The organism is Devosia neptuniae (assembly GCF_025452235.1).
Classification (GTDB): domain Bacteria; phylum Pseudomonadota; class Alphaproteobacteria; order Rhizobiales; family Devosiaceae; genus Devosia.
The window spans coordinates 2,617,866-2,644,301 of the sequence record NZ_CP104965.1 but is presented as its reverse complement, the minus strand read 5'-3'; the positions used below and the strand labels follow the sequence as shown (position 1 = coordinate 2,644,301).

20 protein-coding genes and 1 pseudogene are annotated in these 26,436 nt (G+C 61.9%); 7 read left to right on the top strand and 14 right to left on the bottom strand.

Features of this window, described 5'->3' with window-relative positions:
* Positions 1-93 precede the first annotated feature (93 nt).
* Genes N8A98_RS15790 through ureG form a run of 4 tightly spaced genes read left to right on the top strand, consistent with a single transcriptional unit; the run spans position 94 to position 2,265 of the window.
* A complete protein-coding gene (locus N8A98_RS15790; protein WP_262166668.1) occupies positions 94-558 on the top strand; it encodes an urease accessory protein UreE in 465 nt (154 codons plus the stop codon).
* Positions 555-1,208, top strand: a complete 654-nt coding sequence (locus N8A98_RS15785; protein WP_262166667.1) for an urease accessory protein UreF — start codon at positions 555-557, stop codon at positions 1,206-1,208. The genes N8A98_RS15790 and N8A98_RS15785 overlap by 4 nt, the downstream gene beginning before the upstream one ends.
* Complete coding sequence (locus N8A98_RS15780) at positions 1,205-1,636, top strand: DUF3995 domain-containing protein (RefSeq protein WP_262166665.1); 432 nt, start codon at positions 1,205-1,207, stop codon at positions 1,634-1,636. Before N8A98_RS15785 ends, N8A98_RS15780 begins: the two co-directional genes overlap by 4 nt.
* Entirely contained in the window at positions 1,633-2,265 is a 633-nt protein-coding gene (gene ureG, locus N8A98_RS15775) for an urease accessory protein UreG (protein WP_113121849.1), read from the top strand. The genes N8A98_RS15780 and ureG overlap by 4 nt, the downstream gene beginning before the upstream one ends.
* Positions 2,266-2,441: 176 nt before the next feature.
* Here ureG and glgX read toward each other — a convergent pair whose 3' ends face one another.
* The 8 genes from glgX to N8A98_RS15735 form a co-directional block, all read right to left on the bottom strand.
* On the bottom strand, positions 2,442-4,439 hold the full coding sequence (glgX, locus tag N8A98_RS15770) for a glycogen debranching protein GlgX (protein WP_262166662.1): 1,998 nt from the start codon (positions 4,437-4,439) through the stop codon (positions 2,442-2,444).
* Positions 4,440-4,572: 133 nt separating this feature from the next.
* Positions 4,573-6,207 carry an alpha-D-glucose phosphate-specific phosphoglucomutase gene (locus N8A98_RS15765; protein ID WP_262166661.1) on the bottom strand — a complete coding sequence of 545 codons (1,635 nt, stop codon included), beginning with the start codon at positions 6,205-6,207 and terminating at the stop codon, positions 4,573-4,575.
* On the bottom strand, positions 6,188-7,648 hold the full coding sequence (glgA, locus tag N8A98_RS15760; RefSeq protein WP_262172021.1) for a glycogen synthase GlgA: 1,461 nt from the start codon (positions 7,646-7,648) through the stop codon (positions 6,188-6,190). Before glgA ends, N8A98_RS15765 begins: the two co-directional genes overlap by 20 nt.
* The gene (gene glgC, locus N8A98_RS15755; RefSeq protein WP_113121852.1) at positions 7,648-8,919 is read right to left on the bottom strand and encodes a glucose-1-phosphate adenylyltransferase; all 1,272 of its coding nucleotides are present in this window, start codon (positions 8,917-8,919) and stop codon (positions 7,648-7,650) included. The genes glgA and glgC overlap by 1 nt, the downstream gene beginning before the upstream one ends.
* A 55-nt stretch (positions 8,920-8,974) precedes the next feature.
* Entirely contained in the window at positions 8,975-11,170 is a 2,196-nt protein-coding gene (glgB, locus tag N8A98_RS15750) for a 1,4-alpha-glucan branching protein GlgB (RefSeq protein WP_262166659.1), read from the bottom strand.
* A gap of 106 nt (positions 11,171-11,276) precedes the next feature.
* Positions 11,277-13,754: a glycogen/starch/alpha-glucan phosphorylase gene (locus N8A98_RS15745; protein ID WP_113121854.1), complete on the bottom strand. Its 2,478-nt coding sequence runs from the start codon at positions 13,752-13,754 to the stop codon at positions 11,277-11,279.
* A 101-nt stretch (positions 13,755-13,855) separates the two neighbouring features.
* Positions 13,856-15,712: a monovalent cation:proton antiporter-2 (CPA2) family protein gene (locus N8A98_RS15740; protein ID WP_113121855.1), complete on the bottom strand. Its 1,857-nt coding sequence runs from the start codon at positions 15,710-15,712 to the stop codon at positions 13,856-13,858.
* A gap of 77 nt (positions 15,713-15,789) precedes the next feature.
* Entirely contained in the window at positions 15,790-17,046 is a 1,257-nt protein-coding gene (locus tag N8A98_RS15735; RefSeq protein WP_262166656.1) for an AI-2E family transporter, read from the bottom strand.
* Positions 17,047-17,194: 148 nt separating this feature from the next.
* Between N8A98_RS15735 and N8A98_RS15730 the strand changes: the two are divergent.
* Both N8A98_RS15730 and N8A98_RS15725 read left to right on the top strand, forming a co-directional pair.
* A pseudogene (locus N8A98_RS15730) lies at positions 17,195-18,137 on the top strand (nucleoside hydrolase).
* A 246-nt stretch (positions 18,138-18,383) separates the two neighbouring features.
* Complete coding sequence (locus N8A98_RS15725) at positions 18,384-18,995, top strand: LysE family translocator (RefSeq protein ID WP_262166654.1); 612 nt, start codon at positions 18,384-18,386, stop codon at positions 18,993-18,995.
* Positions 18,996-19,101: 106 nt separating this feature from the next.
* Here N8A98_RS15725 and N8A98_RS15720 read toward each other — a convergent pair whose 3' ends face one another.
* The 6 genes from N8A98_RS15720 to N8A98_RS15695 form a co-directional block, all read right to left on the bottom strand.
* On the bottom strand, positions 19,102-20,175 hold the full coding sequence (locus N8A98_RS15720; RefSeq protein ID WP_262166653.1) for an ABC transporter ATP-binding protein: 1,074 nt from the start codon (positions 20,173-20,175) through the stop codon (positions 19,102-19,104).
* Positions 20,172-20,999, bottom strand: a complete 828-nt coding sequence (locus N8A98_RS15715) for a carbohydrate ABC transporter permease (protein ID WP_262166652.1) — start codon at positions 20,997-20,999, stop codon at positions 20,172-20,174. Before N8A98_RS15715 ends, N8A98_RS15720 begins: the two co-directional genes overlap by 4 nt.
* Positions 20,996-21,898 (bottom strand): carbohydrate ABC transporter permease, encoded by a 903-nt coding sequence (locus N8A98_RS15710; RefSeq protein WP_113121861.1) that lies wholly within the window; start codon positions 21,896-21,898, stop codon positions 20,996-20,998. The genes N8A98_RS15715 and N8A98_RS15710 overlap by 4 nt, the downstream gene beginning before the upstream one ends.
* Before the next feature lie 61 nt (positions 21,899-21,959).
* Complete coding sequence (locus N8A98_RS15705) at positions 21,960-23,186, bottom strand: ABC transporter substrate-binding protein (RefSeq protein ID WP_262166649.1); 1,227 nt, start codon at positions 23,184-23,186, stop codon at positions 21,960-21,962.
* A 71-nt stretch (positions 23,187-23,257) separates the two neighbouring features.
* On the bottom strand, positions 23,258-24,160 hold the full coding sequence (locus tag N8A98_RS15700; RefSeq protein WP_262166648.1) for a sugar phosphate isomerase/epimerase family protein: 903 nt from the start codon (positions 24,158-24,160) through the stop codon (positions 23,258-23,260).
* An 11-nt stretch (positions 24,161-24,171) separates the two neighbouring features.
* Entirely contained in the window at positions 24,172-25,170 is a 999-nt protein-coding gene (locus N8A98_RS15695) for a Gfo/Idh/MocA family protein (RefSeq protein WP_262172020.1), read from the bottom strand.
* A 199-nt stretch (positions 25,171-25,369) separates the two neighbouring features.
* Here N8A98_RS15695 and N8A98_RS15690 point away from each other — a divergent pair, with 199 nt between their 5' ends.
* Positions 25,370-26,407 (top strand): LacI family DNA-binding transcriptional regulator, encoded by a 1,038-nt coding sequence (locus tag N8A98_RS15690; protein WP_113121865.1) that lies wholly within the window; start codon positions 25,370-25,372, stop codon positions 26,405-26,407.
* Positions 26,408-26,436 lie beyond the last annotated feature (29 nt).

Here is a 26,436-nt window from a genome sequence, read left to right as displayed (position 1 = left end):
AGACCTGGAGCTATTTCAGCGTTTCAGAGAAACGGCGAAATGCTCTAGGGTGGGTGCGGGCCGGGAAGCCTCGCTATCGTCGGAAAGTTCTTCATGCTTCGTGCCGTCTCCATCCTGCCGCCAGACCATGGGCAGGGCACCCCTTTCGACCTCGTTGTTCTCGAACATGACGAACGCCGCCTGCGGCGCAAATTGCTGCGCCTGCACGGTGGCGCCGAGGTGATGGTGGACTTCCCCCAGACCATTACGCTCGAGCATAAAAGCGCGCTCCTGCTCGATGATGGCCGCTTGGTGGAAATCATCGCCGCCGAAGAATTGCTCTATGAAGTGCGCGGCCGCGACACGGCCCATCTCGTCCGGCTCGCCTGGCATATCGGCAATCGCCACACCTCGGCACAGCTCGAAGAGAACCGCATCCTGATCAAGCGCGACCACGTGCTCAAAACCATGCTCCAAGGCCTGGGCGCGACGGTGAGCAACGTCACCGAGCCCTTCTACGCCGAGCATGGCGCCTATCACAGCCACGGCGACAGCGGCCACGCGCTGCTGGCGCGATGAGCGATCTGCAAAAGCTGCTGACCTGGCTGTCGCCAGCCTTTCCCGTAGGCGCCTTCGCCTGGTCGGCGGGGCTCGAAGCCGCCATCGTCAAAGGCGTGGTGATTGACCGCGCAAGTACCCAGCAATGGATCGAGGGCATCCTTGCCCATGGCGGCCTACGCACCGACGCCATCCTCTTCGCCCATGCCCATCGCGGCAGCACGCACGCCGCAGCCCTGCAGGAGCTCGCCGATCTCTGCCTCGCGCTGACGCCCGCCCGCGAACGCCACGACGAAACCACCATTACCGGCGACGCCTTCGCGAGTGCCGCAAAAGCCTGGCCCTCGCCCGTGCTGGATATCCTGCCACGCCCCTGCCCCTACCCCATCGCGGTCGGCGCCATCGCCGCCAGCCATGGTATCGAGCTGCAGGCGGCGCTCACGGCTTACCTCACCGCCACGGTGCATGCCCAGGTGTCGGTCGCCGTGCGCCTGATCCCCATCGGCCAGTCCGATGGCCTTGCCATCATGGCCGCGCTGGAACACCCCATTTCGGAAATGGCTGTGCTGTGCGAGCATGCGACGCTGGACGATATCGGCTCCATCGCCTATGCCGCCGACATTGCCCAAATGGCCCATGAAACCCTGACGACGAGAATTTTCCGCTCATGAGCATGCTGATTTCCGCATTCATGTTCATCGCCTTGCTGGCCGTGTCCTTTGCCCATCTGCTCTGGTCCTTCGGCCGCACCTGGCCCATTCGCGACGAGAAGCTATTGGCCCAGACCGTGGTCGGCTTTCGCGACATCGAACGCATGCCGCCGCGCCTCGCCTCCTTCGCTGTGGCCGTCGCAACGCTAGCTGCCGGCATCCTGGCGCTGGCCCTGGCCGATCATGACAGCGGCGGCGCGATGCTGACCCTGCTCGGCATACCCGTTGCTGCCATATTCCTCGCCCGTGGCATTATCGGCTACACGCCCTGGTGGGCCGGCAAGACGCCCGAACCCAATTTCCGGCTGAATGACAGCCGCGTTTATTCCCCCCTCTGCCTGTTGCTCGGCGCAGGCTTTGTCGCACTCACCCTCATGAGGCTGCTATGAAATCGCTAAATGGTCCCCTGCGCATCGGTATTGGCGGCCCCGTTGGTTCGGGCAAGACGACGCTGTGCGAAATGCTGCTCAAGGCTTTGCGCGATCGCTATTCCATGGCGGTGGTCACCAACGACATCTATACCCGCGAGGACGCGCTGATCCTGGCGCGGGCGCAGGCCATTTCCGAAGACCGCATCGTGGGCGTCGAAACCGGCGGCTGCCCCCACACCGCCATCCGCGAGGACGCCTCGCTGAATTTGGCGGCAATCGATGATCTCAACCGCAAATTCCCCGACCTCGACATCATCCTGATCGAAAGCGGCGGCGACAATCTGGCGGCGACCTTCTCGCCCGACCTGGCGGATCTCACCATCTATGTGATCTCGGTCGCCCAGGGCGAAAAAATCCCGCGCAAAGGCGGCCCGGCCATTTCGCGCTCGGACCTGCTGGTCATCACCCATACCGATCTGGCGCAATATGTCGGCGCGAGCCTCGAAGTGATGGAAAGCGACACGCAGAAAGTGCGCGAGGGTCGGCCCTATGTCTTCACCGACCTGCTGCGGCGCGAAAGCCTCGACCAGATCATCGGCTTCATCGAAAAGGCTGGCGGCTTCACCGATGCGGTAGCCGCCGAATAAAACGGCGCCGGACCCTGTGCAGCGGTCCGGCGCCATTATCAGCCCACAAGAGACGGTGCGGGCGACAGCCACAAGCTGCGCGCCCGCCGCGGCAAATGTTCGGGCAATTGATGGAATTGTCCGGGCGCAATTACGGCTTTGCGATGGTCAGCCCTGACACCCCGGCAGAGCGTATTTCACGCCCTGACCAACGCCACCACCGAGCGCGGCGTCAGCGTGGCCGTGCCCTCGGAAAAAGCTATCTCCGCACTGCTGTCCGACTGGATGCCAACCGCCCAGTTCCCTTCCGGCAGCCGCGCCACCACCGGTTCGGCGCGGCGGTTGAACCAGACCAGCACCTGATCGTCCTTGTTGGTCAGCTGCATGCCCAGCACCGAGGCGGCCGAATCGCGCCAGTCGCCCTCATTCATCTCGCGGCCATCGGGATGCAGCCAGACCACGTCGCGCACGCCATTCTTGTCTTGGCCGGTGAGGAAATGGTCATGCGTCAGCGCCGAATGCGCCTTGCGGAAACCATTCACGGCAGCGACGAAATTCACCAGTTCGCCATCCGCCGCTTCCCAATCGAGCCAGGTGATTTCATTATCCTGCGCATAGGCATTGTTATTGCCCTGCTGGGTGCGGAACATTTCGTCGCCCTGTTGTAGTAGCGGCGTGCCGCGCGACAGGAACAGCGTCGCCAGCAGCGCCCGCACATCGCGCTTGCGTGCCGCATTGATGGCCGCATCCTCGGTCTCGCCCTCGGCCCCGCAATTCCACGATTGATTGTGGTTATGCCCGTCGCGATTGCCCTCGCCATTGGCCTCATTGTGCTTGTCGCTATAGCTGACCAGGTCGCGCAGGGTGAACCCGTCATGCACGGCCAGCATATTGACGCCATTGCTGGGCTTGCGGCCCGCGCTGTCAAAAATCTCGGCCGAGCCCGCGACCTTGCCCGCCAGCGCACCGATCTTGCCGTCCTCCCCGCGCCAGAAGCCGCGGATTTCGTCGCGATAGGTGTCGTTGTGCTCTTTGAATTCCTTGCCGAACTGGCCAAGGTGATAGCCACCCGGACCCGGGTCCCATGGCTCGGCCACCAGGATGCACTGGCTCAGCACCGGATCAGCTTTGATCTTCTTGAGCATTTCGGCGTTCGGATTAAACCCCGGCTCGCGCCCCAGCACTGTGGCCAGATCAAACCGGAAGCCGGAAACCCCCATTTCCTCGACCCAATAGCGCAGGCTGTCGATCACCAGCCGCTGCGTCGCGGGATGATCGCACCGCAGCGTATTGCCGGTGCCGGTATCGTTGACCAGATGCTGTTTGCCGTCGACTTCGACGAACCGGTAATAGGTCTTGGCGTCCAGCCCCATCAAGCTGAGCATGGGGCCGTCGGCATCACCCTCCCCGGTATGGTTATAGACAACGTCGAGGATCACCGAGATGCTGTTCTTGCGGTAGAGATCGGTCATGTTCCGCAATTCATGCGGGCCCCGCGGCGCCAGGCGCGGATCGATGGCTGAATAGACCACCGGATTGTAGCCCCAGGCATTGGTCAGTCCCAAGGCCGGCAAATGCCCCTCATCGATCCAGGCCGCCGTCGGCATCAGCTGCAGTGTATCGACGCCAATGAATTTGAGATGGTCGATCACCCGCTGCGTGGTCAGCGCCGCCACGGTGCCGCGCAACGGCCCCTGCACGCTGGGATGGCGCATCGTATAGCCGCGCACATTCATTTCGTAGAACAGTCCCGGCGCCTTCTTGCGTGGCAGGATCAATTCGTCATTGGGCGTAACGACAATGGCTTTGGGCACCAGCGGCGCGGTATCCACCGCCTCGGCGCGATCCAGCCGCAACCGGGGCGAGCGCACGAACACGCGGTCGAGCCGCTTGGCATAGGGATCGACCAGCAGTTTTTGCGGGTCAAAGAACAGGCCCTGGTCAGGATTGTATTCGCCATCGGCCCGCAATCCATATCGCGTGCCGGCGCCCAGTCCGGCAACCAGCCCGGCATGAATGTGATCGCGATGCACGTCCAGCTCGAAGCGGTCGGTTTCCTCGTCCTGTTCGTTATAGATCGATACCCAGATCGCCGAGGCGCTTTCGGAATAGACGGCAAAATTGACGCCGTCCGCCACAAGTGTTGCACCAAGTCGATCCGTCGTCCCGCCATTGGGGACCAGTTCTGGTTTCATGGGTCGTCCAATATCAAGGCATGCCGCGAGCACCGAAGCCGGTCCTCGCGGGATACATGCAACTATAAAAATCTAGAGCCGGCGATTTGATTTCGTCAATTCGCCGGCGAATGTCGTCATTTCGCCGCGGCGTTCAGGTGATGACGCTCGGCTGCTCGCGGCCGGTGCGCTGCTTGATCCCCGCCAGGGTCTCTGACAGCGCGATCAGCGGCTCCAGCGCCAGCTGGGTATCCAGGTCATGCCGTCCGTCGGCGGCTTCGTATCGTTCAAGGTAGAGCCGCAACGTCGCGCCGACCGTACCCGTTCCACTCAGCCGCAGAACAATGCGCGATCCATCAGTAAAACCGATACGGATACCCTGCTTGGCGCTGGTCGAGCCATCCACCGGATCGTGATAGGTGAAGTCATCAGCATAGGCGACTTGCAGGTCTTCCCCGAAGGTCTTTCCCGGAAGCGTCGGCAATTGCGCACGCAAGTCATCGACCAGCTTGCCGGCAATGGAAGCATCGACCTCTTCATAATCGTGACGGGTATAATAATTGCGGCCATAGGTGGCCCAATGCTCGCGCACGATCTGGTCGACGCCCTGCTTGCGCGCGGCGATGATGTTGAGCCAGAGCAGCACGGCCCAGAGCCCGTCCTTCTCGCGCACATGGTTGGAGCCTGTGCCGGCACTTTCCTCGCCGCAAATGGTGACGCGGCCGGCATCGAGCAAATTGCCGAAGAACTTCCACCCGGTCGGCGTCTCGTGCATCTCGATGCCGAGCTTTTCGGCCACGCGATCGGCAGCGGCGCTGGTCGGCATGGAGCGGGCAATGCCGGCAATACCAGCCTTGTAGCCCGGCGCCAGATGCGCGTTGGCCGCCAGCAGCGCCAAGGAATCCGAGGGCGTCACGAACCGGTTCTTGCCGATGATCAGGTTCCGATCGCCATCGCCATCCGAGGCGGCGCCGAAATCGGGGCCTTCTGGCGTCATCAGCAGGTCGAACATGTCCTTGCAATAGACCAGGTTCGGGTCAGGATGGCCCTTGCCGAAATCGGGCGATGGCGTGCCGTTGACCACGGTGCCCTTGGCCGCCCCGAGCTTGCCTTCGAGAATGGCATGGGCATAGGGGCCGGTAATGGCATGCATGGCGTCAAACGTCATGGTGAAGCCCGAGGCGAACAGCGCCCGGATCGCCGGGAAATCGAACAGCGTCTCCATCAGCGCCGCATAGTCGGTCACCGGGTCGATGACCTCGACCACCATGCCGCCCACTTGCTGGGTGCCGATCTGCCCCAGCGCGATATCGGGCGCATCAACGCTTCTGTAGCTGTCGATCACCTTGGTCCGCTCGAACACGGCATCCGTGATCTTCTCAGGCGCCGGCCCGCCATTGGAAATATTGTACTTGATACCGAAATCGCCATCCGGTCCGCCCGGATTGTGGCTGGCCGACAGAACAAGGCCACCATAGGCCTTGTGATGGCGGATCACATGACTCGCTGCCGGCGTCGACAGCAGGCCGTTCTGCCCGACCAACACCTTGCCGAAGCCATTGGCCGCAGCGATGCGGATGGCCTTCTGGATGGCCACGTCATTGTAGAACCGGCCATCGCCGCCGATCACCAGCGTCTGCCCCTCAAAGCCCTCGAGGCTATCGAAGATGGCCTGGATATAGTTCTCGACGTAATTGGGCTGCTGCCACACAGTCACCCGCTTGCGCAGGCCGGATGTGCCAGGCTTCTGGTCACCAAAGGGGGTGGTCTTAATCGTCTGAACTGTCATCTGTCTTCTGCCCGATAAGGGTGGCGTAGAGGTCGGCATAGCGTGCTGCGCTGGTTTCCCAGGAGACGTCCGACTTCATTCCCCGCCGTTGGATTTTCTTCCAGAGCTTGTCATTGGCATAGAGCCGGACGGTGCGCCGGATGGCTTCATACAGCGCATGCGCGCTGCCGGCGTCGAACATGACGCCGGTTGCAACTTCGGCGGCAATTGCGGCCGGATTGGCATCGATCACAGTATCGGCCAGCCCGCCAATGCGGCTGACCACCGGCACACAGCCATAGCGCAGCCCATAAAGCTGGGTCAGCCCACAGGGCTCGAACCGGGACGGGATCAGGATTGCGTCGCACCCTCCTTGCATCAGATGGGAGAGATCTTCGTTATAGCCGGTGATGATCGCGACCTTCCCCGGGTGGCGGGCCGAAGCATAGCGGAAGCCGTCTTCCAGATACCCCTCGCCCGAACCCAGCACGGCAAGCCGCGCGCCCAGATCGACCATTCCGTCCACGATCTGCAGCAGCAGGTCCATGCCCTTCTGGTCGGTCAGCCGGCTGACCACGCAGAACAGCGGGCCATCGACGCCATCAAGCCCGAAGCGATCGGCCACGGCCAGCTTGTTGGCGCGGCGCTGGTGGATGGTGTTGATGCCATAGGGTTGAACCAGCGCTTTATCCGTCGCCGGATCCCAGGCGGTAATGTCGATGCCGTTGAGAATGCCAAGCACCGTATCGGCCCGGCCATTGAGTAGGCCTTCCAGCCCCATGCCGAATGCCGGAGTGCGGATTTCATCGGCATAATTGGGGCTGACCGTGGTGACATAGTCAGCGCATTCCATGCCCGATTTGAGATAGGAAATGCCGCCGTAATATTCGACGCCATTGACCCCGTAGGCATGCGGCGGCAGCCGCAGCTGCGAGAAAATCTCGGGCCCGAAAAAGCCCTTGAACGCCATGTTGTGGACGGTCATCACCGTTTTGACGCGGTCGGATGGACCATATTTGATGTAGGCGGGGGCCAGCCCCGCCTGCCAGTCATGCGCATGGATGATCTGGGGCAAATAGCCTTCGACCAGCCCCTGCCCCAGCTCGGCCGCCACCCAGCTCAGGGCGGCAAAGCGCTTCCAATTGTCCGACCAGTCCCAGCCATCGGGGCTGACATAGGGATTGCCCGGCCGGTCATAAAGCGCGGGCGCTTCGATAACGATAATATCGAGGCCCGCCACCCGGCCGGCAATGAGCTTGGCCGGTACGCCGAACAGGTCGGCGATCTCCGCCACCACCCGCCCACCACTCAGCTTGCTCGTCACCGCCGGATAGCCCGGCACCAGGGTACGCATAGTAATGCCGCTTTGCGCCAAGGCACCGGGGAGCGCCCCGGTGACATCGGCCAGACCGCCGGTCTTGATCAGCGGATAGAGCTCGGAAGCAACCGAGAGGACTTCGATCATCGGCTCGCCAGATATTTGTTGATCATGGCCTGCGTGATCAGCGTCACCCCATCATCGGTGCGCCTGAACCATTTGGCGTCGAATTCGGGATCGTCCCCGACCACCAACCCCTCGGGAATATTGACGCCGCGGTCGATCACCACCTTCTTGAGCCGCGCATTGCGCCCGATATCGCAATAGGGCAGCACCACCGCCTCATGCAGTTCCGAATAGGAATGCACGCGCGAACCGGTCGAGAGTAGCGTGCGCTGCAAATGCCCGCCCGAAATGATGCAATCGCCCGAGACCAGCGAATTGACCGCCGAGCCGCGCCGTCCATCGAAGTCATGCACGAATTTGGCCGGCGGCGTGATCTCGGCATAGGTCCAGATCGGCCAGTCGCGATCATAAAGATCGAGCTGCGGCTCGATATCGGTTAGATCGATCGAGGCCTTCCAATAGGCGTCGATCGTGCCGACATCGCGCCAATAGCTGACTTCTTCCTTGCTCGAGCGAACGCAGGAGCGGTTGAAGCGATGCGCCCAGGCCGTGCCGTTCTTGACGATATAGGGAATGATATCCTTGCCGAAATCGCGACTGGAGCCTTCGGTCGCGGCATCACGGCGCAATTGCTCCATCAGGAACCGCGTCTCGAACACATAAATGCCCATCGAGGCCAAAGCCATGTTCGGATTGTCCGGAATGCCCGGCGGGTCCTTGGGCTTTTCCACGAAATCGACCACCCGGTCGCGCCCGTCGACCGCCATCACGCCGAAGCCGGTGGCCTCCATGCGCGGCACTTCAAGGCACCCGATCGTGACATCGGCGCCGGTGTCCACATGCTGGCGCAGCATGATTTCATAGTCCATCTTGTAGATATGGTCGCCGGCCAGGATCACGATATAGCGGGCGCCGTAATCCTCGATAATGTCCATGTTCTGGTACACGGCGTCGGCCGTGCCGGCATACCACATGTCCTCGGCCACCCGCTGGCTGGCGGGCAGCACGTCGAAGCTTTCGTTACGTTCCTGGCGCAGGAAGTTCCAGCCGCGCGACAGGTGGCGGATCAGGCTGTGGGCCTGATATTGCGTCGCCACCGAAATCCGGCGAATGCCCGAATTGATCGCATTCGATAACGCAAAGTCGATGATGCGGGACTTGCCGCCAAAATACACCGCCGGCTTGGCACGCCGATCCGTCAGTTCCATAAGTCTCGTGCCGCGCCCCCCGGCAAGCACATAGGCCATGGCCTCGCGGGCCAATGGTGATGGAATTCTATAGTCTGCCATTTCTAACCCTCCACGCGTCGCCCGGATTGATCCGGAACGTATCCCTCACACCCGATCATTCGGGCTCGAATTTCAAGAACAGCGTCGATAACGGGGGCAGGTATAGCTCTGCCTCCGCCGGCCAATGCCGCCCCTCAACGGCATAGGCCTCCACGGCACCCTGGTTGCCCGTGTTGGATCCCGAATACCAACCGGCATCGGTATTGATGCGCTCAATCCACTTGCCGACCAGCGGCATAGGCACTTTGTACCCGTTGCGTGGCACTGGCGTGAAATTGGAGATGACCAGAACCGGATCGGCCCCCGGCGCCTTGCGCAGCCAGGCCAGCACCGAATTGGCATGGTCATTGCCGATCACCCATTCAAAACCGTCCGGCTCGCAATCGCGCTCATGCAAAGCGGGCAATTGGCGATAGGCCAGGTTCAGGTCGGCAATCAGCCGGCGCGTGCCCTCATGCATGCCCGCTTCAAGCAGGTACCAATCGAGCGATTTGCCATCCGCCCATTCCTCGCGCTGGGCGAATTCCTGGCCCATGAACAGCAGTTTCTTGCCGGGATGCCCCCACATGAAAGCGTAATAGGCACGCAGATTAGCAAATTGCTGCCAGTCATCGCCGGGCATTTTCTCCAGCAGCGAGCCCTTGCCATGCACCACTTCGTCATGGCTCAGCGGCAGCACGAAATTTTCCGAAAAGGCATAGACAGCGCCAAAGGTCATGTCGTTGTGGTGGAATTTGCGATGCACCGGCTCGCGGCTCATGAAGCGCAGCGTGTCGTTCATGAAGCCCATATTCCACTTGAAGCCAAAGCCCAGCCCGCCCGTATGGACCGGCTGACTAACGCCCGGCCAGGCGGTAGATTCTTCGGCAATCATGAATGTGCCCGGATGCAGCCGATAGGCTTCCGTATTCACCCGGCGCAGGAATTCGACGGCTTCCAGATTCTCATTGCCGCCGTGCTGGTTGGGCACCCATTGGCCGGGTTTGCGCGAATAATCGAGATAGAGCATCGAGGCGACTGCATCGACGCGCAACCCATCGATATGGAATTTTTCCAGCCAATAGAGCGCGTTGTTGACGAGGAAGCTCACCACTTCCTTGCGCCCGAAATTATAGATCGCGGTGTTCCAGTCAGGGTGATAACCCTGCCGCGGATCGGCATGCTCATAGAGAGCCGTGCCATCGAAATGGGCCAGCCCATGCGCATCGGTCGGGAAATGTGCCGGCACCCAATCGAGGATTATGCCCAGCCCCGCCTCATGCGCCGCATTGACGAAGCGGGCAAACGCCGCCGGATCGCCAAAGCGTGCCGTGGGCGCATAGAGCCCCGTGGGCTGATAACCCCAGCTCGGATCGAACGGATGCTCGCTGATCGGCAGCAGCTCGATATGGGTGTAGCCCATGTCGGCAGCATAGGGCACGAGCTGCTCGGCCAACTGATCATAGGTCAGGAAGCCGCCATCGGGCCGGCGCCGCCAGCTGCCCAGATGCACCTCATAGATCGACATCGGCGTCCGCCGCCAATCGCGAGTCGCGCGTTCCTCGATATATTTGGCATCCGTCCACGTGAACGGGGTGGGATCGGGCACGACCGAAGCCGTGCGCGGCCGCAATTCGGATTGACGCGCAAAGGGATCGGCCTTGAGCGGCAACACCACCCCGTCGGGCCCAACGATCTCGAATTTATAGAGCGTACCCGTGCCCAGGATCGGCACGAACACTTCCCAGATACCGGTCTCGAAACGATTGCGCATCGGATTGCGCCGCCCGTCCCATTCGTTGAACGGGCCAACCACGCTGACGCGCTGGGCGTTCGGCGCCCAGACCGCAAAATGCGTGCCGTGGATGCCCTCGAATTCCATTTCGTGGGCCCCCAGCTTGTCGAACAGCCTGAGATGGCTGCCCTCCCCGATATAGTAATCGTCCATCGGCCCCAGCACGGGACCAAAGGAATAGGGATCATAGACATCCCATTCGCCACCGGCATTCTTGGCGCGATAGCGGATCGGCTGGCGGCGGTCCACCGTCACCTTGCCTTCAAAAAACCCGCTCGGATGACGTGGGAACAAATGCCCCAGCTCGGTACCATCCAGCGTAAAGGCCGTCACCATTTCGGCATGGGGAATGAACGCGCGCAGCACCCAATTGCCCGCCACCTCCTGCAGCCCCAGAAAGGCGAAGGGGTTGGAATGGCGGCCATTGACGATTGCGTCGACGTCCCTGGTGTCGGCTTGCCAGATTTCCTTGGTCACACGCACGTCCCCCCGTGAACCGCCTGCGGGCCAATGGCCCTGCGGGTTCTAAATCCAAACATCAAGCGAGCCCGATCTTGTCCGTCGGGTGCCTCGCGGCTCACAATCATGCCGGCGTCGCCCCGACGCCCCAAATATCCTTCGCATATTGCCGTATCGTGCGATCCGAGGAGAAGAACCCCACGCTCGCCGTGTTGCGGATAGCCACGGCGTTCCAGTGCCGCTTGTCGTTCCACAGCGCATCCACCTCGGCCTGGGCCGCAACATAGGCATCGAAATCGCGCGCCACCATGAACCAGTCATGGTCATAAAGCCCGCCGATCAGATCGCGATAGCGGTTCGGATCATCGGGCGAGAACACGCCCGATGAGATCGATTCCAGTGCTTCCTTGAGCCGTGGCGAGGCTTCGATAGCGTCCTTGGGCACGTCGCCCTTGGCCCGCTTCTCATTCACCTCTTCGGTGGAGAGCCCGAAAATAACGATATTGTCGGCCCCCACTTCTTTGTGCATTTCCACATTGGCCCCGTCCATCGTCCCGATGGTGATGGCGCCATTGGCCATGAATTTCATATTGCCCGTGCCCGACGCTTCCATGCCCGCGGTCGAAATCTGTTCGGACAAATCAGCGGCAGGAACGATCACTTCGGCCAGGCTCACATTGTAATTGGGCAGGAACACCACCTTGAGCAGGCCACGCACCGCTGGATCGTGATTGATGACCTTGGCGACATCATTGATCAGCTTGATGATGAGCTTGGCGTTCCAATAGCCCGGAGCCGCCTTGCCTGCGAAAATCTTAACGCGCGGAACGTATTCCCGTTCCGGATGCGCACGAATTTCGTCATAGGCGGCAACGGCTTGAATGATATTGAGCAGCTGGCGCTTATATTCGTGGATGCGCTTGATCTGCACGTCGAACAGCGCGTCCGACGACACAGTGATGCCCATCCGGTCCTTGATCAGCTTGGCCAGGCGCTGCTTGTTGGCAGTTTTGACGGCAGCAAATTGCGCCTGAAATCCAGGGTCCTCGGCATGTGCCTTGAGGCCCTGCAGCAGGTCGATATCGTCGAGAAACCCCGTACCGATCCGCTCGCCGATCAGCTTGGTCAGCGCCGGATTGCACTGCATCAGCCAGCGTCGCGGCGTAATGCCATTGGTCTTGTTGTTGATGCGGTCGGGATAGAGCTTGTGCAGGTCGGAAAACACCGTCTGCTTCATCAATTCGGTATGCAGCGCCGACACACCATTGATCGAATGCGAGCCCACAAAGGCCAATTGCCCCATGCGCACGCGGCGGCCGCCGGCTTCGTCGATCAGCGATACATTGGCGATCTGCGCATCATTGAACTTGGCGCGCTGCCGCGCCTCGGCCAGCACATCGGCATTGATCTGGTAGATGATCTGCATATGGCGCGGCAGCAGCCGCTCCAGCAGCGCCACCGGCCAGCTTTCCAGCGCCTCGGGCAACAGCGTGTGGTTGGTATAGCCAAACGTGCCGCGCGTCAGCTTCCAGGCATCGGCCCATTTGAGCCCATTGTCGTCGATCAGGATGCGCATCAGCTCGGCAATCGAGATCGAGGGATGCGTGTCATTGAGCTGGATGGCCACCTTGTCGGGCAGCGAGCCCAGATCGCCATATTGCTGCAGATGCCGCCGCACGATGTCCTGCAGCGAGGCCGAAGAGAAGAAAAACTCCTGGCGCAGCCGCAATTCCTGGCCGGCCGCCGTTGAATCTGCAGGGTAAAGCACCCGCGTAATCGCTTCAGCCCGCGCGCTTTCTTCCAGCGCGCCGATATGGTCGCCCGAATTGAACTTGTCGAGCAGGATGGGATCGATCGGCTGCGCGCTCCACAGCCGCAGCGTATTCACCCGCGCCCCGCGCCAGCCCACAATGGGGGTGTCAAAAGCCACCGCCAGCAGATGGTCATTGGGCCGCCATTCCTGGCGCACGCTGCCATCGGGATCGGTCACCGGCTCGACATGGCCGCCAAAACCGATCTCATAAGCGCTTTCGCGGCGCTCGAATTCCCAGGGATTGCCGTGCGCCAGCCATTCCTCGGGCAGTTCCACCTGCCAGCCTTCGCTCATTTCCTGGCGGAACAGGCCATGCACATAGCGGATGCCATAGCCATAGGCCGGGATTTTTACCGACGACATGGATTCGAGGAAACACGCCGCCAGCCGCCCCAGCCCGCCATTACCAAGCGCCGCATCGGGCTCGAGATTGATCAGGTCGCCCAGATCGACATTGAGGTTCTTGAGCGCTTCCTGCACCGGCTCCATCAGCCCGACATTGCTCATGGCATCGCGCATGAGCCGGCCGATCAGGAACTCGAGGCTGAGATAATACACCCGCTTGTTGGAGGTCCGCCACGTCTCGCGCGAGGACTCCATCCAGAGGTCCATCACCCGGTCGCGCACCGCCAGAATAGTTGCCGCCAGCCAATCATGTGGCCGCGCAACAATCGGGTCCTTGCCGACAGAATAGATCAGTCTTTCGAGGATCTCGCCCTGGATAGCCTCAACTGTTGCTGCAGGGCGTTCGGGGGTAGGCGCGTCGTAAACGATTGGCTTTTGCGGCATATCGCAATCCAGTTTTCATGACGAACAGTTCCCCTCTGTTGTGCTCAAGCATTGCACTTAATTTGGGCAGGCGGAAGCCCCCTCGCGCAGCCCTTCCATGTCTAGGACGCAGGCTGGGTGCTCTTGGCGATAGTGTCCTCCACGGCCTCCTCCGACAACACTACCCCGCCTTCGCGAGCCTGGTCGCGCGCATTGCTGAGCAGCAGGCGGCTGCCCTCCAGTTGATCGGCGCCCGCCAATTGCATTTCGAAGCGCTGCCGGTCGCGATCGCGCACGCCTTCCACCACTTCGGCGGCTTCTTCTTCGCTTGCGCCCAACATCTTGATCACGTCGCCGCCAAAGGTCAGCGCGGATTCGAACATCTCGCGCAGCTGATATTCCACCCCCACCTTGATCAGTTCCATGGCATGGCCACGATCGAACGCCCGCGCCATCACCCGCACCAGCGGAAATTCATCGCGCAGCAATTCGGCGATACGGGTGGTCTGCTCCTTCTTGTCGGTGCAGATCAGGATCACGTCGGCCGTGCCGGCGCCCGCCGCATGCAGTATATCGAGCCGCGTGCCATCGCCATAATAGACCTTGAAGCCGATCTGCGCGGCGACCCGCACCATCTCGGTGTCGTTGTCGATGATCGACACCGAATGGTGCATGGCCAGCAGCGGCTGGCTGGCAATCTGCCCAAAGCGCCCGAAGCCGATAATGAGGATTTTGCCCGACAGGCCATCGGCCTTTTCCACGCCCTCCATCGACTGCGTCTCTTCCTTGGGCAGCACATAGCGCAGCCCGATGATGAAGAACGGCGTCAGCACCATCGAGATGATGACGGTGGCGGTAAAGATCGCATTGGTCGGCCCGTCGATCAGCCCGGCGGTCGCGGCAGTGGTATAGAGCACAAAGGCGAATTCGCCGCCCTGCCCCATCAGCACCGCACGCTCCAGCGCCTCGCCATGGCTCGACTTGAGGGCGCGCGCGATGGCATAGATCGCCCCCGCCTTGACCAGCATATAGGCCGCCACGCTGATGGCGATAATGCCCCAGTTCTGCAGCACGATCGCCAGATCGAGCGACATGCCGACGGCAAGGAAAAACAGCCCCAGCAGGATGCCGCGGAACGGCTCGACATCCGCCTCGAGCTGGTGCCGGAAGGTCGAGGTCGATAGCAGCACCCCGGCGAGGAACGCCCCCATGGCCATGGAGAGCCCGCTGACCTGGAACAGCAAGGCCGCCCCCAGCACCACCAGCAAAGCCGCCGCGGTCATCACCTCGCGCAGCTTGGTCGAAGCCAAGAGCGAAAAGAACGGATTCATGATGCGGCGCCCGAGGAAAATCAGCAGGCCGATGGCGCCCAGCGCGATGGCAATGCCGGTCAACCGGCTCACCAGCGTTTCTTCCCCGCCGGTCGGCGCCAGAATGGCGACCACCGCCAAAAGCGGCACGATGGCGAGGTCTTCGAGCAACAGGATGGACACCATGCGCTGCCCGCTATCGCTCGACAGCTCGCCCCGCTCGCCCAGAATCTGCATGACGATGGCGGTCGAAGTCAGCACGAAACCCATGCCGAAGACGAAGGCCACGGCAGGCGCGAAACCAAGCAGGATGCCGACCCCGGTCAGCAGCAGCCCGCAAACCGCCACCTGAATGACGCCGAGCCCAAGGATCTGCTTACGCAGCGACCACAGCCGCGATGGCTCCATTTCAAGCCCGATGATGAACAGGAACATCACCACGCCCAATTCGGCCAGATGCAGCACCGACGCCGGATCGTTGATGACTTCAAGACCCGATGGCCCCAGCAGCAGCCCGGCCGCCAGATAGCCCAGCACCGAGCCCAGTCCCAGCCGCTTGAACAGCGGCACGGCAATCACCCCGGCGGCCAGCAGCGCCACGACCGGCAACAGATCGATGCCATGCGATGCGGCTTCTGCCGCGTGTCCAACCGCTTCGCCTGCCACCATGCTCTCCCAATATGAACCAGGCTATGCAGTGTTCCGATCTGCCCCCGCGCGTCAAGCAGGGCGCGTGCAAACCAGCTTCACGCCGCCGGCTCCGCCCCGCTTGGCGCAGTGCCGTCGGGGGGCTGCATGCGCTCGTTCTTGCGCTTGCTTTCGGGCTTTTTCTGCTCCTCGGCCTGCTCGCGAATGGCCACCGCGGCATTAGCCAGCAACTCGTCGCGGTCGGTCATATTCCGCGTGCGCCGCACCGGGCGCTTGGGCATGACAGGCTTGCTCGGCACCGCATGGCTGAGAATCGAATGTGCCATCAACAGCGTCGGCACGGCGACCAACCCGCCCACCGGCCCCCAGGCCCACAGCCAGAAGGTGATCGACAGAAAAATGATGAAGGGGTTGAGCGTCATGGTCCGCCCGATGAAATGCGGCGTCAGGATTTGCCCCTCGACAAAGTTGATCGCCACATAGCACCCCACCGGCAGCAGGATGTTTTCGAGCCCCGTCTGCGTGCCCAGACCCACGGCCAGCAGCACCAGGATCATCACGCCCTGCCCCACATAGGGAATGTAATTGAGCACCGCTGCCATGGCGCCCCACAGAATCGGCGAGGGCATGCCGATGGCCCACATGGCCAGCGTTACCGCGCAGCCGACACAGAAATTGATAAAGGTGATCGACAGCAGAAACCGGCTGACCTTGGTTTCCACATCGAGAAACACATGTGCCGTGCGCCAGCGCATCCGCCGGCTGACACACAGCGACAGTACGGACACACGGATATGGTCCCGTGTCGCCATGAAGAAATAAAGGCTGGCGAGAAAAATCAGCACCTGCGCCCCAATGGCCGGCGCCAGCATGGCGAGGCCAATCACCTGTCCGCCATCCTCCACCGTCACCGCCATGGCCGAGGCGCTGCCAAACACCGAGGTCAATTGCTCCTGGAACGCGGCTACCGATTCCATCGGCTCGCGCAGCGCCGAAATCTCGTTTTGCAGCTTCTCCCAGATCGTCGGCGCCCGCGCCACCCATTCCGACAGCGGCACGGCAAACAGCGCAACCCCGCCGAAAATCACCGTCAGCAACAGCAGCACGACCACACCGGCCGACAGTGCCGGCGGCACGCCGATAGCCTCAAGCCGATCCGCCACCGGGCCGAACATCAGCCCGATAATGATCGCCAGCGTGACCGGCGCCAGAATGACCCGCCCTTCCTGCAACACCACCAGCAGCACCGCAAAACCGACCAGGACAATGGCAATGCGGGCGGCATTGCCTAATATCCGCTCGAACTGGCTCTCATCCAGATCACTGCTTGCAACCGGTCGCGGCGAGCGGGCCATATAGCGTTCCAATAGCGGGGGAATTCCTGCCAACCACCAACGTTGGCTTGCCGCAAACGTTCCTTTGTACAACCCGCATATCCCCAGTCGACCGGCGCCATGACCGCCGCTACCATCGCGCCGGTTTTCAACGCGCCAAGGTTCCGACATGTCCCGCAAAATCATCATCGACACCGATCCCGGCCAGGACGATGCCGTCGCCATCCTTTTGGCGCTGGCCTCCCCGGATGAGCTCGATGTGCTGGGCGTGGTGGCAGTCGCCGGCAATGTCGGCGTCGCGCAAAACGCCATCAATGCCCGCAAGGTGGTGGAACTGGCCGGTCGCAGCGATATCCCGGTCTATGCCGGCTGCTCCCGCCCGCTGCGCCGGCACCTGGTCACCGCCGAGCACGTCCACGGCGAAACCGGCCTCGATGGCCCCAACCTGCCCGATCCGCAAATGCCGCTGCAGACCCTGCATGGCGTCGACTACATCATCAATACCCTGATGGCCGCCGAGCCCAAGACCATCACCCTGTGCACCCTGGGGCCGCTGACCAATATCGCCATGGCGCTGATCAAGCAGCCCGCCATTGCCGAGCGCATCGCCGAAATCGTCATGATGGGCGGCGCCTATTTCGAGGTGGGCAACATCACCCCCGCCGCACGAATTCAACATCTATGTCGATCCTGAAGCCGCCGATGTGGTGCTGCGCAGCGGCGTGCCCGTCACCATCCTGCCGCTCGACGTGACCCACCAGATCCAGTCGACCCCCGAGCGCCTCGCCGCCATCAAGGCCATCGGCAATGCGTCCGGCGCCGCGGTCCACGCCATGCTGACCTTCTCGGAAACCTTCGATCTCAAGAAATACGGCTGGACCGGCGCCCCCCTGCACGACCCCACCGTCATCGCCTATCTGCTGCAGCCCGACCTGTTCGAAGGCCGCCACTGCAACGTCGCCATCGAAACCGCGAGCGAGCTGACCGTCGGCATGACCGTGGTGGACTATTGGCACGTCACCGGCAGGGCCAAGAACGCGACCTACCTGCGCAATGGCAATGCCGATGGATTTTACAAACTGCTGACGGAGCGCTTGGCCCGGCTGCCGTAAGCACCGAGCGACCGCCCCCACAGCGCCCTCCCATCCCCCGCCTCATTCCTCCCCACAATGTCATTCCCGCGAAAGCGGGAACCTCCGTTTTCTTACCCAACATCGCCAACAGAGGTTCCCGCTTTCGCGGGAATGACATTGTGGTTGGGACGCAATGAGCGAGAAATAGTGGTCCGGTTGTGAAGGACGATTGGCAACCTCCGCCCGCAGGCGTAGTGTCCGCCTCCCATTCGCCGGATACCACCCATGGAACCCTTCACCCTCCTGACCTTCACCATCGCTTACGCCATCGCCGTGCTCGTGCCCGGTCCCGGCGTCGCGGCCGTTGTCGCCCGCGCCCTTGGCGGCGGGTTCAAGGGCGCCTTTCCCATGGTGTTGGGCATTCTGGCGGGTGATCTGGTCTATTTCGTCTTCGCAGTCTTCGGCCTGGCCGCCGTCGCCACCTGGTTCGGCCCGGTCTTCACCATCATCCGCTGGGCGGGCGCCGCCTATCTGCTCTACATCGCCTATAAATTCTGGACCGCTCGCCCCGGCTCCGAGCAGATGAAGCCCAAGAACGAAGATCCCTGGCGCACCTTCCTCGCCGGTTTCTCGCTCACCATGGGCAATCCCAAGACCATCGTCTTCTACCTGGCCATCCTGCCCACGGTGATCCCGCTCGACCAGATGACGCCAGTGGCCTTTGCCGAGCTGACCGCCATCGTGGTCATCGTGCTGCTGATCATCGGCTGCGGCTACGCCTGGCTCGCCTCCGCCGCCCGCGAAATGTTCAAGAGCAGCAAGGCCCTCGGTCGCCTCAATAAGACCGCCGGCGTGATGATGGCCACCGCCGCCGGCCTGGTCGTCTGGCAGCATTAGGCGGCACGACCTCGTCCTTCGACAAGCTCAGGATGAGGTCTACTGCGAAAACACAGCCCTACCAGTAGACCTCATGGTGAGCCCGTCGAACCACGAGGGCGTGGCACTAAATCGCCTTCTCCGTCGCCGGATCGAACAGATGCACATTGCCCGGCTCGATACTGACCGAGATCGTGTCGCCTGCCTTCACGCTGGTGCGCCCGGTATCGACCACCATGATCTCCGGATCATCGCCCAGCGTCAGATAGGTCATCGACCCGGTCGATTCGACCGCTGAAACCGGCAGCCGCAGCACCGCCGGACCATTGCCACCCACCTGCAAATGCTCGGGCCGCAACCCGATCAGCACCGAGCGCCCTGCCCCAACCGAACGGCCCAGCGCAACCGAGCCAGCGCCCGGCAAATCCGGCTGCACCGATTGCCCATCCGCGCTCACTTTCCCCGGCACGAAATTCATCGCCGGCGAGCCGATAAAGCCCGCCACGAATTTGCTGGCCGGTGTGTCATACAGCTCCAGCGGCGAACCCTGCTGCTCGATCACCCCATCGCGCATCACCACCACATGGTCGGCCATGGTCATGGCCTCGATCTGGTCATGCGTCACATAAACCGAAGTGGCGCCCAGCCGGTCATGCAGCGCGCGGATTTCCTTGCGCATATGCACCCGCAACGCCGCATCGAGATTGGAAAGCGGCTCGTCGAACAGGAATGCCTTGGGATTGCGAATGATCGCCCGGCCCATGGCTACACGCTGCCGCTGCCCGCCCGACAACTCGCGCGGATACCGCGCCAGCAGCGGCGTCAGCCCCGTCGTCTCCGCCACTTCGCGCGCTGCCCGAGCCGCCTCCGCCTTGGGCACCCGCTTGAGGCGCAGCGAATAGGTCAGGTTCTGCTCCACCGTCATATGCGGATAAAGCGCATAGCTCTGGAACACCATGGCTACGTCGCGCTTGCGCGGCGGCACGCCATTCATCTGCTCGCCGGCGATTTTCATCGTGCCGCCCGAGATGGTTTCCAGCCCCGCCAGCGAGCGCAGCAAGGTGGATTTCCCACAACCGGACGGCCCCACCAGCGCCACGAACGCCCCCTTGGGAATGGTTAGGTCGACATTCTTGAGCGCATGGAAGCTGCCATAATGCTTGTTGATGCCGACGAGTTCGATTTGCGGCTCTGCACTCATTTGAGAGCTCCCGAGGTAAGGCCGGAGACGATCCGGCGCTGCAGGATGACGAAGACGAGAAGGATCGGCGTCACATAGATGGCCGAATAGGCCATGATGCCGTTCCAGTCCGACGAATTGGGGCCCAGGAACCCGGAGAGGCCAACGCTGGCCGGCTGCAGATTGGGGCTCTGGATGATCGACTTGGAATAGATATATTCGCCAAACGAGCTCATGAAGGTGAGAATAGCGCAGACCAGAATGCCATTGCGGGCCAATGGCAGCACGATGAAGAAAAACGCCCCCACCCGCGAATTGCCATCCACCAGCGCCGCCTCTTCCAGCTCGCGCGGCACACTCATGAACGTGGCCCGCACCAGCACGACGAAGAACGGCATGGCCTTGGCCGCGGCTGCCAGCACCACCGCGGTCCGCGGATAGTTCAGCAGCCCGATCTGGTTGAACCCCACAAACAGCGGCGTGATCATCACCGATGCCGGCAATACCTGCAGCATCAGGATGGCGAACAGCCCCAGATCGATCCAGGCGCTGCGATAGCGCGCCAGCACATAGGCGCAGCCCGTGCCCAGGATCACGGTGATCGCGGTAACGCCCGAGGCAATCACCACCGAGTTCCACAGGAAGGTGGACATGGTGCGCCGCGCCCAGACCTGCGGATAGATATCCGGGTTGGGCGCGAGCGGCCAGAAGGTTGGCGGATTGGCGAAGATCTCCGAGCCCGATTTGAGGCTGGTCACATACATCCAATAGAGCGGAAACAGATAGACAGCGGCCAATGCCAGCGCGATGGCGAGCAGTGCCCAGGGCGTATAAGTCCGGGTCATCCGCGCACCTCATGCCGGGTCGAGCGCACATAAAGGATCGAGGCAAACAGCACGAGCACGAACATCATCACCGAAACCGTGGCGCCCTTGGCAAAATCATAAAGCTGGAAGCTGAGCTGCCAGGACCAGTACCCCGCTACGTTGGACGTATTGGCCGGGCCACCCTCGGTGAGCGCAGGGAACAGATCGAATTGCTGCAACGTGCCGATCAGCCCCAGCGACAGCACCGCCCCGATCGTCGAGCGCATCATAGGCAGGGTAATGGTCCAGAACCGCTGCCAGGCATTGGCGCCATCCAGTTCCGCCGCCTCATAGAGATCGCGCGGAATGGCGGCCAGCCCAACCGACAGCAGCAGCATGTTGAAGGCCAGGCCCAGCCAGATATTGGCAATGATCACCGCCCAGATGGAAAAACTCGGATCCGATTTCCAGAAGATATTGGACTGGATGATCCCCAGCCCACGCAGCACCGAATTGAGCACGCCGAAATCGCCGGCCAGAATCCAGCTCCAGATCGCGCCCACCACTAGCCCCGGCATAACCCAGGACACGAGGAACAGCCCCCGAATGGTCGCCGCCCCCGGAAATTTCTGCGCGAAAAACACCGCCAGCGCAAAACCCAGCACGAATTGCCCGGTCATCGAGCCAACGACAAACACCAGCGTATTGCGGGTCACCATCCAGAATTCGGGCTGCTGCACCACCGCCACATAATTGGCAATGCCGGCAAAGGGGCGGATCAGCTGACCCAGGGTGAACATATCCACCTGCTGGAAACTCATCAGCACATTATAGACCAGCGGCAGGCCGGCCAGCGCCAGCAGGAACAGCATCGCCGCCCCCACCAGGATCAGGTCAAACCCGACCCCATCCCGCAAACTATTGAAAAACTTCGTCATCCGGCCGTCCCTTATACAAAAATCCCGGCCGGATCGCTCCGGCCGGGCGGGAGGTCATGCCTCAGCCGACAATGCCCTTGATCGTGGCTTCAGCCTGATCGAGCGCATCCTTGGCCGACATCTGGCCGGTCAGGGCCGCCTGCATGGCGTCATAGATGGCCTTGGAGATTTTCTGCCATTCCGGGTGCGGACCACGCGGCTGGGCATATTTCAACTGCTCCTGGAACACCTTGAGCGCCGCATCCTTGAGCGCATTGCCCGATGCCGGCAGCGGAATGTCGCTGCGCGCCGGAATGCTGCCGAATTCGGCAAAGATCCGGTTGTCCTGGCTGGCGAAATATTCCAGCGCCCGGAAGGCTTCGTCCGGATGCTTGGTGGTGGACATGATGCCCCAATCGAACCCGCCGAGGGCCGAGGAACGATCACCACCCTCGGTCAGGGTCGGCAGCAGTGCCACGCCCCAATCGAACTTGGCGTCCTCGACCATGCGGTCCACTTCCCATGGGCCGGAAATGGCCATGGCGGCATTGCCCGAATTGAAGGTGCCGGTGGAATCCCACTGGCCCAGGCTCAGCACGTCCTTGGAAGCCCAACCATTGTCGATGATCTTCTTCCACAATTCGAGCGCACCAATTGCGCCGTCCGTGTTCACATCGGTATAGCTGCCGCCCGACATCTGGATCAGCGGCAGGAACTGGAACGTGCCCTCTTCGCCGGCACGCGCCGAGAAGGTCACGCCATAGACGTTATTGGCCGGATCGGTCAGCTTTTCGGCATATTCGGCCAGCTGTTCCCAGGTCGTGGGCGGCTCGGTAATGCCGGCCTTGGCAAACAGGTCCTTGTTATAGAACACGCCGATCGTGTCGGTATATTTCGGAATGCCGAAATACTTGCCTTCCCAGCTCACCGAGTTCAGCGGACCGGCGAAATAATTGTCGGCCTTGATCACGGTCGAAGCCGCGATGCGGTCGGTAATGTCGAGCATGGCCCCGCGCGAGGAGAACATCGCGAAATCGGGATTGTCGAACGAGACGATGTCAGGCGCATTACCGGTGGCGAAGGCGCGCAGCGTCTCGTTCACCAGGTCATCGAACGGAATGGCGCGGTATTCCACCACGATGTCTTCATTCTGCTCGTCGAATTCCTTGGAAAACGTGTCGGCAATGCCCACGCGATCCACCCCGTCGATCGACCAGATCTTGAGTGTCACCTGCGCCATGGCGGGTCCCGCCGCCAGCAGCGCGCCCAATGCGATACCGGCCGCAAGGCCGAGTTTAGTCAGCTTCATTTGTCTTCCTCCCTTTGGCGGCATGTGCCGCATGCAAAACCAGGCGGGGCCCTCCAGCCCCGCCCGGCAATCTAGCTGGCCATGGCAACGAACTCGCCACCACGGCAATTCTTGAGATAGTTGAGGCCGCGCACCTGCCCGGTCATTTCCAGCGCATCGCGATAGACCGGGTCATGCCAGCCTTCGATATCGATCGAGCCTTCATAGCCGGCGAGGCGCAGTTCGGAGATCACATCGGTCCAATTGGTATCGCCAAAGCCCGGCGTGCGCATAAAGACGAACTTTTCCTTGCCGAAAATGCCGTGCTCCTTGATCACTTCCCAGCGGATGGTCGCGTCCTTGCCATGCACGTGGAAGAATTTGTGCGCCCATTTGCGAATCTGGGGGATCGGATCGATCAGATAGACCAACTGGTGGCAGGGCTCCCATTCGAGCCCGATATTGTCATCCAGTGTCTCGTTGAACATCAGCTCCCAGGCATCGGGATTATGCGCGATGTTCCAGTCGCCACTGGCCCAATTGCCATCCATGGCGCAGTTCTCAAACGCGATTTTGACGCCCTTGTCCGCCGCCCGCTTGGCCAGCTCCGACCACACTTCCTTGTAGCGCGGCAAGCTATCGGTCAGCGGCTTGTTGCGCACGCGGCCGGTAAAGCCCGCAACCGTCGTCGCGCCGAAATGGTGCGCATTGTCGATGCAATCCTTCCAGCCCTGCAGGGTCTGGCGATCCATTTCCTGGTCTTCCAGCGGATTGCCGAACATGCCGATGGTGGAAATCGTGATATCGCGATTGCCGATGGCGTCGAGACTGCGCTTGCCCAGCTCGGCCAGGTCCTGCCCATTGGTCGTCTGCCAGAAGAAGGGCTCGAAACTCTCAAACCCCAGATCGGCAATGGCCGCAATGTTCTCGGCGGCCTTGCCGGCCGTGCCCTGGATCATGGTGCCGATACGGATGGTCTTGGCTGGATCGCTCACGTGCTCTGTTCCTAAACTGCAATGGTGACGCGCTGCTTGGTCTTGGCGCTCTCGATCGCCGCAAAGACCATGGCAAGGCTTTTGATATTGTCGTTGCCGGCGGTTTCCGGCTGGCGGTTTTCGTCGATGGCGGCCAGGAACTCGGCAAGGACGCTGGCATGGCCATGCGTCTGAGCAGCATCAGCCAACTCCGGCACGTCGATGGACTTCAGATCGCGCAGGAACCCGCTATCCCCCGCCACCACCTTGGCCTCGAAGCTGTCTTCGCCGTCCCACAACAGGGTGCCCTTGGTGCCGACAAAGCGCCACGCACTTTCCCAGCTGGTATTGGCGCCCTCGGCCGCCCAGCTCCCGCGATAGGTGAACACCACATCGTCGGAAAATTCAAAAATCGCATTGGCCGCTGCGCCATGGCTGTACCAGGAGCCGCGCGGATTGTTTTCGAGGCAATAGACCGCCAACGGCACCTTGCCCGCCATGAACCGCGCCGCATCCAGCGTATGGATCGCCATATCCAGCAGCAGCACATTGTCCATCTGCTCGCGGAAGCCGCCGAAATGCGCACCGATGAAGAAATCGCAATGCAGCGCCGTCAATTCGCCCAGCGCACCGCTCTCGATCAGCCGCCGAATGCGCCGCACCCCGGCAATGAACCGCCGGTTCTGCACCACCGCATGCACCCGCCCGGCCGTTTTCGCCTTCTCGATCAGGTCCTGCCCCGCCGCCAGCGACGTCGCCATCGGCTTCTCGCTCAACACATGACAGCCGTGCTTGAGGCCCGTCGCCACCACATCATGGCGCGCCACCGGCACCACCACGTCAAACAGCAGATCCGGCTTGACCTTGGCCAGCATGGCATCGAGGTCGGTGCCGATCACAGCGCCGCCCAGACCGAATTCGTCGGCCCGCGCCTGCGCCACCGCCGGGTCCAGATCGACCAGGCCGACGACCTCGACCCGGCCCGCCACCTCCGGCGCTTCCAGAATGGCTTTCAGCCATCCCTTGGACATAGCTCCGCACCCGGCCAGAACGGCTGTTTTCGTCAAACTGATATCCTCCATACGGAAACCATGGCCCGGGGGTTCCTCCTCCGCAAGCCAATTCCGTAAACGTTTACGAGGCTATATAAACCGGCTATTCCATGTCAATAGGGGTTGAAGGGGGCCGTGCAAAACCGGTCCTCTGCCACCGGGGGGAGCTGCCAGAAAAATGATCGGTATCAAGCGTTTGGCCGAGCACCTCAACGTGTCGATCGGCACTGTATCGCGCGCCCTCAATGGCAAGCCCGATGTCAACGAAGCCACCCGCAAGCGCGTATTTGAGGCCGCGGCCGAGCTTGGCTATGTCCCCAACCAGGCCGGCCGCGCCCTGCGCAAGGGCTCCACCGGCGTCGTCGGCTTCATGATGCAGACCGGTTCGCAGATCACCGGCGAAGGCGATGTGTTCTTCATGAGCGTTTTTGACGGCGTGCAAACCGTCTTTGCCCGCCATCAGCTCGATCTCGTCGCCCTGCTCTGTTCATCCGAGGAAGACCCCGACGCCTATCTGCAGCGCGTTGTCGCCCGCGGCTTTGCCGATGCCCTGATCATCTCGGCCACCAAGCGCCAGGATCACCGCATCGATTATCTGGCCGAAAACGGCATTCCCTTTGTCGCCCTCGGCCGCAGCCTGACCGATGCTGGCCAGCCCTGGCTCGATCTCGATTTCGAAGGCATGGCCGAAACAGGGGTCAATCGTCTCGTCGCCAAAGGTCACCGCCGCATCGGCGTTTTTGCCCCGATAGACGATACCAATCTGGGCTTCGTCTTTGTCGACAATTATCGCAAGACACTGGAGCGCCACGGCGTCGCATTCGATCCCGACCTGGTCTTCCGCACCCATCCCAATGAGCGCGGCGGTCACCAGATCGCCCGTGCCATCGCCGCCATGCCGGCCGACAAACGCCCCACCGGCTTTGTGCTGATCAATGAGAAGCTCTCGGTCGGCCTTTATGGCGGCCTGCACGAGGCGGGCCTGACACCCGGGCGCGACATTGCCGTCATCGGCCGCGACAGCCCGCACGCCCATTACCTCACGCCCAAGCTCACCTGCTTCCGTCTCTCGCTGCGCGAGCTGGGCATTAGCCTCGCCGAAGCCCTGCTTGCCACCATGCCCGCCTATGCCGCCCAATATCCGCTGGGCGTCGTTCGCAAGGTTCTGCCCATGGAATTGATCGAAGGCGACAGCGACAACGCCCTCCCCCTTTGACACACGCCACGACCCTGCTATGAGGCTGC